The organism is Staphylococcus sp. HMSC072B07, assembly GCF_001815505.1.
In the GTDB taxonomy this organism is placed as follows: Bacteria; Bacillota; Bacilli; order Staphylococcales; family Staphylococcaceae; genus Staphylococcus; species Staphylococcus simulans.
Genome location: NZ_KV820965.1, coordinates 1 through 904 on the forward strand (window position 1 = coordinate 1; position 904 = coordinate 904).

1 protein-coding gene and 1 pseudogene are annotated in these 904 nt (G+C 38.5%); one reads left to right on the plus strand and one right to left on the minus strand.

Annotation, left to right across the window (positions count from 1 at the left end):
• Window positions 1-176 (plus strand): annotated as a pseudogene (locus HMPREF3031_RS13210) (ornithine carbamoyltransferase subunit F); the annotation flags it as partial.
• An 87-nt stretch (window positions 177-263) separates the two neighbouring features.
• Here HMPREF3031_RS13210 and HMPREF3031_RS12080 read toward each other — a convergent pair.
• A partial coding sequence (locus HMPREF3031_RS12080; protein ID WP_180364350.1) for an LPXTG cell wall anchor domain-containing protein occupies window positions 264-904 on the minus strand: 641 nt, incomplete at its 5' end.

The window sequence follows — 904 nt, forward strand, 5'->3', positions numbered from 1 at the left end:
TCCACAACACTGACACAACAATCGGTAAACAAATTGAGGAAAAACACGGCTTAAAAGAAATGGAAGTCACAGATGAAGTCTTCGAAGGCAAACACTCTGTTGTATTCCAAGAAGCTGAAAACCGTATGCACACTATCAAAGCTGTGATGGTTGCGACTCTAGGAGATATTGGATAATTCAATTTCACTTTATAAATAAAGAAATGCCATGGTAATGGGGTTCAATCCCTACCATGGCATTTTTATTTTAGACTACCCTCAGTCTTATTTATCTGTTTTTTCGTTCTTATTAAAGCGTCTTGCGATAAAACCTAAACCAAACAATGTCAACAATGAACCTAATAACGGCATTGATGATGTTTCATTACCTGTTTCAGGTAATGCTTGTTTATTAGTCTTACTTTCTTTTTTATGAGTAAAAGTTTTAGAGTTTAAAGTTGTTGATTTTTTATCTTGAACATCTTTTTTCACTGATTTTGTTTTCACATTTTCTGTGTCATTTTGTATAGTTACTTCACCAGTGCTTTCTTTTGATGTGTCATTGTTTTCAACAGTAACTTCATCATTTTCTTCCTCTTTTTCAGACTCTACTACTGTATCTTCTTTAGAAGGAGAAATTTCAGTAGACGTTTCTTCTGTTTCTTTTACTGGTTCTTTCTCAACTGGAGTCTCTGATCCTGTCGATGTTGGTTCTTCTACCGGTTCCTCTGGCGTCGGTTCTGTCGGTGTTGCTTCTTCCACAGGTGCTTCCGGTATTACTTCTGGTGCCGGTTCTATTGGTGTTTCTGCCTCTGGCTCGGCTGGCACTTCTGGTGCCTCTTCGACTGGTACTTTCGGCTCTGTCGGCGTTGTTTCTTCTACCGGTACTTCTGGTATTACTTCTGGTGCCGGTTCTATTGGTGTTT